This is a genomic window from Tahibacter caeni, assembly GCF_024609805.1.
GTDB classification, from domain to species: Bacteria; Pseudomonadota; Gammaproteobacteria; order Xanthomonadales; family Rhodanobacteraceae; genus Tahibacter; species Tahibacter caeni.
Map to the genome: position 1 here is coordinate 1 of NZ_JANFVR010000216.1, position 8,184 is coordinate 8,184.

Consider the following 8,184-nt stretch of genomic DNA (forward strand, 5'->3'; position numbering starts at 1 on the left):
CGGCGCCGAGCGCACCGTCACGCAGCAGCGACGGCGGCGGCCGCCGCGAGCGTGAGGGCTGACCGCCGCGAGCCGGCGGCGAGTTCCGCCGCTCGCCGGCGGATCCGGAAAAAAAAGGGCCCCGCTAGCGGGGCCCATGCAAGTCCGCGCGGGTCGGGCGCGGAGGAGAGAGACGGTGGTTTCAGGCGCTGAGGCGACCGAGCGCTTCGTTGATGCGCGCAACGCGGGAGGCCAGCGGTGCGACCAGGGATTCGACTTCGGCCTTCGTCTTCTGGCGGCGGATGCTCGCGATGGCGAGCTCGAGCTTGCTGACTTCGATCAGCAGATCCACGCGCATGAACAGCGGATTGACCTGAATCATCGGATCGATGGCGGCGTTCATTTGAAGTCCCCTGGTTTCCGTTCAGCTACGTGATCTGTGATGCAGTTCTCGTGCCAGGCTCCGGAAACTGAGTCGAGCGTCACGGTTGTCGTTTTTTTTCCAGTATGTGACCGCGTAGGTCGCTTCCTGACGCGATTGAATGATCCCGTTCGGCGCTGACAGAGTTCGATCGGCTTCACGGTTTGATAATGGGCCGCGCGGCTACTCTGCGCCCGTCAAAACGAAAACGCCGCAGCTGCTTGCGCAATCTGCGGCGTCCGGCCGGTTACTGGCGCCCGGCATACGGTCCTCTTGGATTCCCCCTGTTCCTAAGACCGCCGGGCGCCAGCCTCTAACCCCTGTAGCTAGAAGCGTCACCACGGCCATCTCAGGTGCGTCCTCCCACCGACGCAGAGCCGGCCCCTGAATTCCGACTATCGACGTGCTCGCAAACGCCGTGCGTCGGTGGGAGTGCGGGTTAGTCAATGCAGATGGCGTGCCAACGGCGGCGGATTCGTTTCCCGCTTTCGGCCGAGCCCGCCATGCGCCTGCGCGACGCTGCCGCAACCGCTAGAATTCGCGCCGTTTCCGCGCCAGCCAGCCTCGCCGCCATGGACTATTCCCGAACCTTCGACGTCATCGTGATCGGCGGCGGCCATGCCGGCACCGAGGCGGCGCTGGCTGCGGCGCGCTGCGGCGCGCAGACCCTGCTGCTGAGCCACAACATCGAAACCATCGGCCAGATGAGCTGCAATCCGGCCATCGGCGGGATCGGCAAGGGTCACCTGGTCAAGGAAGTCGACGCGCTCGGCGGCGCGATGGCGCGCGCCGCCGACCAGGCCGGCATCCAGTGGCGCGTGCTCAACGCCTCCAAGGGCGCCGCCGTGCGCGCGACGCGCTGCCAGGCCGACCGGGCACTGTACAAGGCCGCCATCCGGCGCATCGTCGAGAACCAGCCCAACCTGAGCCTGTTCCAGCAGGCCGTCGACGACCTGATGCTGGACGGTGACAAGGTGGTCGGCGTCGTCACGCAGATGGGCCTGCGCTTCCGCGCGCAGGCCGTCGTGCTGACGGCCGGCACCTTCCTCGCCGGCAAGATCCACATCGGCTTCGCCAACTACGCCGGCGGCCGCGCCGGCGATCCGCCGGCGACGACCCTGGCCTCGCGGCTGCGCGAGCTGACCCTCGGCGCCGACCGCCTGAAGACCGGCACGCCGCCGCGCATCGACGGCCGCAGCATCGACTACAGCGGACTGCAGGCCCAGCCCGGCGACGACCCGCTGCCGGTGATGTCCTTCCTCGGCGACGTCGCCGAGCATCCGCGCCAGCTGCCGTGCTGGATCACGCACACGAGCGAGCGCACGCACGACATCATCCGCGCGGCGCTGGACCGCTCGCCGCTGTACACCGGCAAAATCGAAGGCGTGGGCCCGCGCTACTGTCCGTCGATCGAAGACAAGGTCGTGCGCTTCGCCGACAAGGATTCGCACCAGATCTTCATCGAGCCCGAGGGGCTCGAGACGAACGAGATCTATCCGAACGGCATCTCGACCTCGCTGCCGTTCGACGTGCAGCTTGCGCTCGTACGCTCGATCGAGGGATTCGAGAACGCCCACATCACGCGTCCAGGCTATGCGATAGAGTACGACTACTTCGATCCGCGCGGCCTCAAGGCCTCGCTGGAGACCAAGGCCATCGCCGGCCTGTTCTTCGCCGGCCAGATCAACGGCACGACGGGCTACGAGGAGGCCGCGGCGCAGGGCCTGCTGGCCGGACTCAACGCCGCGCGCCAGACGCAGCAGCGCGAACCGTGGACGCCGCGCCGCGACGAGGCCTACCTCGGCGTGCTCGTCGACGATCTCGTCACCAACGGCACGAGCGAACCCTATCGGATGTTCACCTCGCGCGCCGAATACCGTCTGCAACTGCGCGAGGACAACGCCGACCTGCGCCTGACCGAGCTCGGTTACGAACTCGGCTGCGTCGATCGGCACCGCTACGACGCGTTCCGCGCCAAGCGCGACGCGGTGGCCGCGGAGAACGCGCGGCTCGCGGCGATCTGGGCCGCGCCGGGCAACGCCCTGGGCCGCGAGCTCGAAGCCACGCTGGGCCTGAGCCTGACGCGCGAAGCGAGCGCGCTGGACCTGCTGCGCCGTCCCGAGCTCGACTATGCGAGTCTCGCGCGCGTCAGCGGCATCGGTCCGGCCGTGGCCGACGCGCGCGTGGCCGAGCAGGTCGAGATCGGCGTGAAGTACGCGGGCTATCTCGAGCGCCAGCGCGACGAGATCGAACGCCAGCGCCGTCACGAGGACACGCGCATTCCGGCCGGATTCGACTATGCGAAGGTGTCGGGCCTGTCCGCCGAAGTCGCGCAGAAGCTCGCGCGCGCGCTGCCGCAGACTATAGGCCAGGCCAGCCGCATCGCCGGCGTGACGCCGGCGGCGATCTCGCTGCTGCTCGTGCATCTGAAGCGTCGCGCGGCCTGAGCCACGGCGCTCCGCAGCGGCGGGCGGGCGTCTGGATCGCGTGAAGAACGAAACCCTGCGAGGCGCCCGCGCACGATGATCCGTGCGCAGACGCGTGCAGGCCGCGGGATCAGAAGCGATAGCCGACGGCGACGCCGTAGGCCAGCGGGTCGATGTTGACGGTGCCGACCTTCGCGCCGTTGACGCGCGCTTCGGTGTCGATGTCCATCCAGCGCACGTCGACCGACATCAGCCAGCGCTCGTTGAGCGTGAAGTCCAGGCCCGCATGCGCCGCGGCGCCCCAGGACTTGTCGAGGGTCAGCTGCGTGCCGGCCAGCGGACCGCGTTCCTTCACGTCGAAGAAGGCCGTGTAGTTCAGGCCGAGGCCGACGAACGGAGAGACCTTGCCGCCCGGGTTGAAGTGGTACTGCACCGACACGGTCGGAGGCAGATGCGAAACCTCGGCGGCCTTGGCGCCGTTGAGCGTCACGTCGTGCTTGAACGGCGTCGCCGCGAGCACCTCGACACCCCAGTTCGGATTCAGGAAGTACTCGAGCTGGAAGGTCGGGCGCCAGTCGCCGGACACGTCAGCCTTGAGCGCGCCGTTGGCCAGGGTGCCGTTGTCCGATTTCGGATCGACCTGGTGCGCGCCGACCTTGAAGGTCCAGTCGTAGGCGCTGGCCGTGGCGCTGGCCAGCAGCGACGACGCGAGCAGCGCGAGCGTTACGGGGATACGCATTGCCATGGGGGAAAACCTCGCTGTGGAAGACTGTGCGCATCGTCGCAGCCGTGCGCACCGCGGCTATTGATCCTGATCAAATCGGACCGTCTCCGGCAGCAAACCCGGGCGCCAGGCACTAGAATGCCGGGCCCGGCGCGCGCCACCGGCGCACGCCGCCGCTCAACCAGGAAGACCAGGTTTCATGCTTACGATCGAACAGAAGATTGCCGAAGAAATCGTCGCCAAGCCGGCCCAGGTGCAGGCGGCCATCGAACTGCTGGACGGCGGCGCGACCGTTCCGTTCATCGCGCGCTACCGCAAGGAAGTCACCGGCGGCCTCGACGACACTCAGCTGCGCAACCTCGAGGAGCGGCTGCGCTACCTGCGTGAACTCGAAGAGCGCCGCGCAGCCATCCTCTCCAGCATCACCGAGCAGGGCAAGCTCAATGACGATCTGAAAAAGGAAATCCTGGAAGCCGATACAAAAGCAAGACTAGAAGATTTATACCTGCCCTACAAGCCCAAGCGCCGCACCAAAGCGCAGATCGCCCGCGAGGCGGGGCTGCAGCTGCTGGCCGACGGCCTGCGCGAGGATCCGGCGCAGAAGCCCGAGGAGTTCGCGCTGCGCTTCGTCGACGCCGAAAAGGGCGTGGCCGACGTCAAGGCGGCTCTCGACGGCGCGCGCGCGATCCTGCTCGAGGAATTCTCCGAAGACGCCGCGCTCGTCGGCGAGCTGCGCGGCTGGCTGACCGAACGCGGCCAGGTCCGCGCCAAAGTCGTCGCCGGCAAGGAAGCCGAAGGCGCGAAGTTCCGCGACTACTTCGACCACGTCGAGCCGATCAAGGCGATCCCGTCGCATCGCATGCTCGCGCTGTTCCGTGCGCGCAACGAAGGCGTCATCGATCTCGAACTCGAGCCGACCACCGAACCCGAGCAGGGCCACGCGGAGGCCGAAGGCCGCGTCGCGGCGCATTTCGGCATCAGTCAGCGCGGCCGCGCGGCCGACGCCTGGCTGCTCGAGACCTGCCGCCAGACCTGGCGCATCAAGCTGCACCTGCACCTGGCGCTGGACCTGTTCGGGAAGACGCGCGAAGGCGCCGAGGACGAGGCCATCCGCGTGTTCGGCGAAAACCTCAAAGATCTGCTGCTCGCCGCGCCGGCCGGCCCGAAGGTCGTCATGGGCCTGGATCCGGGCATACGCACGGGCTGCAAGGTCGCCATCGTCGACGGCACCGGCAAGCTGCTCGGCACCGGCGTGATCTATCCGCACGAACCGAAGAACCAGTGGGACCAGTCCATCGCCCAGCTCGCGGCCTGGAGCCGCCAGTACGGCGTCGACCTGATCGCGATCGGCAACGGCACGGCCTCGCGCGAAACCGACAAGCTCGTCGGTGAGCTCATGAAGAAGGCGCCCGAGCTCAAGCTCGCGAAGGTCGTCGTCAGCGAGGCCGGCGCTTCGGTCTATTCCGCGTCGGAAACGGCCGCGCGCGAATTCCCCGAGCTCGACGTCAGCCTGCGCGGCGCCGTCTCGATCGCGCGGCGCCTGCAGGATCCGCTGGCCGAACTCGTCAAGATCGAACCCAAGGCCATCGGCGTCGGCCAGTACCAGCACGACGTGAACCAGGTGAAGCTCGCACGCGCGCTGGACGCCAGGGTCGAGGACTGCGTCAACGCGGTCGGCGTCGACGTCAACACGGCTTCGGCGCCGCTGCTAGCGCGCGTGGCCGGCCTGTCCGCCTCGGTGGCCGAGAACGTGGTCAAGTTCCGCGACGCCAACGGCGCGTTCCGCAACCGCGAGCAGCTCAAGAAGGTGCCGCGACTCGGCGACAAGGCCTACGAGCAGTGCGCAGGCTTCCTGCGCATCGCCGCCGGCGACAATCCGCTGGACGCCTCGGCCGTGCATCCCGAAGCCTATCCGGTCGTCGAGCGCATCATCAAGTCCTGCGGCCGCGAGGTGAAGAGCCTGATCGGCGACAGCGCGTTCATCAAGGGGCTGCGCGCCGAGCAGTTCACCGACGCGACGTTCGGCCTGCCGACGGTCAAGGACATCCTCAAGGAACTGGAGAAGCCCGGCCGCGATCCGCGCCCCGAGTTCGTCACGGCCGCTTTCGCCGAAGGCGTCGAGGACCTCAAGGATCTCAAGCCCGGCATGGTGCTCGAAGGCCGCGTCTCTAACGTCGCCGCGTTCGGCGCGTTCGTCGACATCGGCGTGCACCAGGACGGCCTCGTGCACGTCTCGGCGCTGTCGACCAAGTTCGTCAAGGACCCGCGCGAAGTGGTCAAGGCAGGCGACGTGGTCAAGGTCAAGGTGCTCGAGGTCGACATTCCGCGCAAGCGCATCGCGCTGACCATGCGCCTGGATGACCCGATCGGCGAAGCCGCGGCAACAGCCGGTGCCGGCGGCGGCGCGCGCCGAGACGAACGCGGCCCGCGGCGCGACAACGGTCCGCGCAGCTTCGGGCCCAAGCCCGGCAGCGCACCGACGCCGGCCAGCAGCGCGTTCGCCGACGCCTTCGCCAAGGCCAAGCGCAACTGATCCACGGTGGCCGCCTGCGCGCGGCCGCCGTCCTCCCCACCCGGCAGCGGATATCCCCATGCGATTCGAAGGCACCGACCGCTACGTCGCGACGGACGAGCTCAAGCTCGCCGTCAATGCCGCGATCACCCTGCAGCGCCCGCTGCTGATCAAGGGCGAGCCCGGCACCGGCAAGACCCTGCTCGCCGAGGAAGTCGCGCGTGCGCTCGGCGCGCCGCTGGTCGAATGGCACATCAAGTCCACGACCAAGGCGCAGCACGGCCTCTACGAATACGATGCGGTCGCGCGCCTGCGCGACTCGCAGCTCGGCGAAGCGCGCGCGACCGACATCGCCAACTACATCGTGCCGGGCAAGCTCTGGCAGGCGTTCTCGAGCGAGACGCGCGCGGTCGTGCTGATCGACGAGATCGACAAAGCCGACATCGAGTTCCCGAACGACCTGCTGCGCGAGCTCGACCGCATGGACTTCCACGTCTACGAGACCGGCGAGACCGTGCGCGCGAAACACCGGCCGATCGTGATGATCACGTCCAACAACGAGAAGGAGCTGCCCGACGCGTTCCTGCGCCGCTGCTTCTTCCACTACATCCGCTTTCCCGACGCGGACACGCTCGCGGCCATCGTCGAGGTGCATTTCCCGGGCCTCAAGCGCGAGCTGCTGCACGAGGCGCTGACCGCGTTCCTGGCCTTGCGCGAGACGCCGGGCCTGAAGAAGAAGCCGACCACGTCGGAACTGCTGGACTGGCTCAAGCTGCTGCTGGCCGAGGACCTGGCCGTGGAGACCCTGCGCGAGCGCAATGCGAAGAAAGCGATCCCGCCGCTGTACGGCGCGCTGCTCAAGAACGAGGCCGACGTGCAGCTGTTCGAGCGCATCGCGTTCATGGCGCGCCGCGGCAGCTGACACGCGCAGCGGATCGCGGACGCGAAAACGGCCGGCGATGCCGGCCGTTTTCGTTCTGCGGACGCCGCTGCCGTGACGGAAGCGGCATCGCTCGTCGCGGGGCTTACTTGCCCGGCGGACGCTTCGACACGGCGTCGTATTTCGCGACGGCGCGGTCGTACAGGGTCTTGGCTTCGGCGTCGGCCAGCACGCTGACGGCACCGCCGTCCTTCTTGGTCTTGAGCACGAGCGCGCCGGTTTCGTTCCAGCCCGCGCGCATGACCGCATTCGGCTTTTCCGCCATCGCCGGCACGCGTTCCTGGATCACGGCCATCGGCTTGCCGTCGCGATAGGCGTAGTAGAAATTGACGCGGCCCTTGTCGCCGTAGTCGGTGACTTCGCGGATGTAGCGCAGGGTGCTCTTGTTGTCGAAGAAACCGTCCCAGGCCGTCGTGCTGGCCTCGTCCTCGCTGGAGCCCTGCGAGCGCTTCATGCCGCCGATCGCGCGTTCCAGGCCGGCGTATTCGGCTTCGAGCTTCTCCGATGCGGTCGGCTCCGGCGTCATGACCACGTCGACCTTGGCCGGCGAGCCCTTCGTGACGACCGGATACTCGCGCGGCGCGACGTAGCGGCGCTCGCCGTCGATGAGTTCGACGTTCAGCACGTACAGCGCGTTCTTGTCGATCTTGCCGGGCTCGAACGGCAGCTGGAACTGGGCCGGCAGTGCGCCGGGATTCGTCGTGCTCTGCGCGACCGTGACCGGCGGCTTCAGGCTGACGTTGACCAGCGCGAGCTTGAGCTGCGCTTCCGCGCCGACCGGCGCCGGCACCTTCAGCGAGATCGAGCCGGTCACCGAAGTCGGCATCGGCGCCTGGGCCGTGGACGACGCCTGGTTCGCGGAGTTGTTGGACTGGCCGCAGGCGGCCAGGGCCAGGCTGGCGATCAGCAGGGGAAGGGCAAGCTTCTGCACGGGAAATCTCCGCAAACGTAGAATCGTGGCCGGCGCCGACGCGGCGACGTTGAGACAGGACTGCGCAGACTAGCGGGTTTGGCCGCCGCTGTCGCGACTACGAAGGAGCAATGATGCCATCAACCGTGTTGCATAAGCGTTTAGCCGAAGCCCCCGGAAGTGCGGCCGCCGCCGCGCGGGCCGGCCGGCCCGGCGGCGTGCCGCCGACGCGGCGGGCTGCGCAACCATGCTGATCCGCTTCTTTCTCTGGC

Annotated in this window: 6 protein-coding genes; 3 read left to right on the forward strand and 3 right to left on the reverse strand. The window is 68.1% G+C overall.

Annotated elements, in window-relative coordinates:
- Positions 1–181 precede the first annotated feature (181 nt).
- Positions 182–382: a hypothetical protein gene (locus NON22_RS16470; RefSeq protein ID WP_257388035.1), complete on the reverse strand. Its 201-nt coding sequence runs from the start codon at positions 380–382 to the stop codon at positions 182–184.
- A gap of 590 nt (positions 383–972) precedes the next feature.
- On the opposite strand from NON22_RS16470, the gene mnmG reads away from it, so the two are divergent.
- The gene (gene mnmG, locus NON22_RS16475; RefSeq protein WP_257388036.1) at positions 973–2,847 is read left to right on the forward strand and encodes a tRNA uridine-5-carboxymethylaminomethyl(34) synthesis enzyme MnmG; all 1,875 of its coding nucleotides are present in this window, start codon (positions 973–975) and stop codon (positions 2,845–2,847) included.
- A 109-nt stretch (positions 2,848–2,956) separates the two neighbouring features.
- On the opposite strand, the gene NON22_RS16480 is transcribed toward mnmG, so the two are convergent.
- Positions 2,957–3,571 (reverse strand): OmpW/AlkL family protein, encoded by a 615-nt coding sequence (locus tag NON22_RS16480; protein ID WP_257388037.1) that lies wholly within the window; start codon positions 3,569–3,571, stop codon positions 2,957–2,959.
- A gap of 178 nt (positions 3,572–3,749) precedes the next feature.
- On the opposite strand from NON22_RS16480, the gene NON22_RS16485 reads away from it, so the two are divergent.
- Both NON22_RS16485 and NON22_RS16490 read left to right on the forward strand, forming a co-directional pair.
- Positions 3,750–6,083 carry a Tex family protein gene (locus NON22_RS16485; RefSeq protein ID WP_257388038.1) on the forward strand — a complete coding sequence of 778 codons (2,334 nt, stop codon included), beginning with the start codon at positions 3,750–3,752 and terminating at the stop codon, positions 6,081–6,083.
- Positions 6,084–6,141: 58 nt separating this feature from the next.
- Complete coding sequence (locus NON22_RS16490; RefSeq protein WP_257388039.1) at positions 6,142–6,984, forward strand: AAA family ATPase; 843 nt, start codon at positions 6,142–6,144, stop codon at positions 6,982–6,984.
- A 103-nt stretch (positions 6,985–7,087) separates the two neighbouring features.
- Here NON22_RS16490 and NON22_RS16495 read toward each other — a convergent pair whose 3' ends face one another.
- Positions 7,088–7,933 carry a YbaY family lipoprotein gene (locus tag NON22_RS16495; protein WP_257388040.1) on the reverse strand — a complete coding sequence of 282 codons (846 nt, stop codon included), beginning with the start codon at positions 7,931–7,933 and terminating at the stop codon, positions 7,088–7,090.
- Positions 7,934–8,184: the final 251 nt, after the last annotated feature.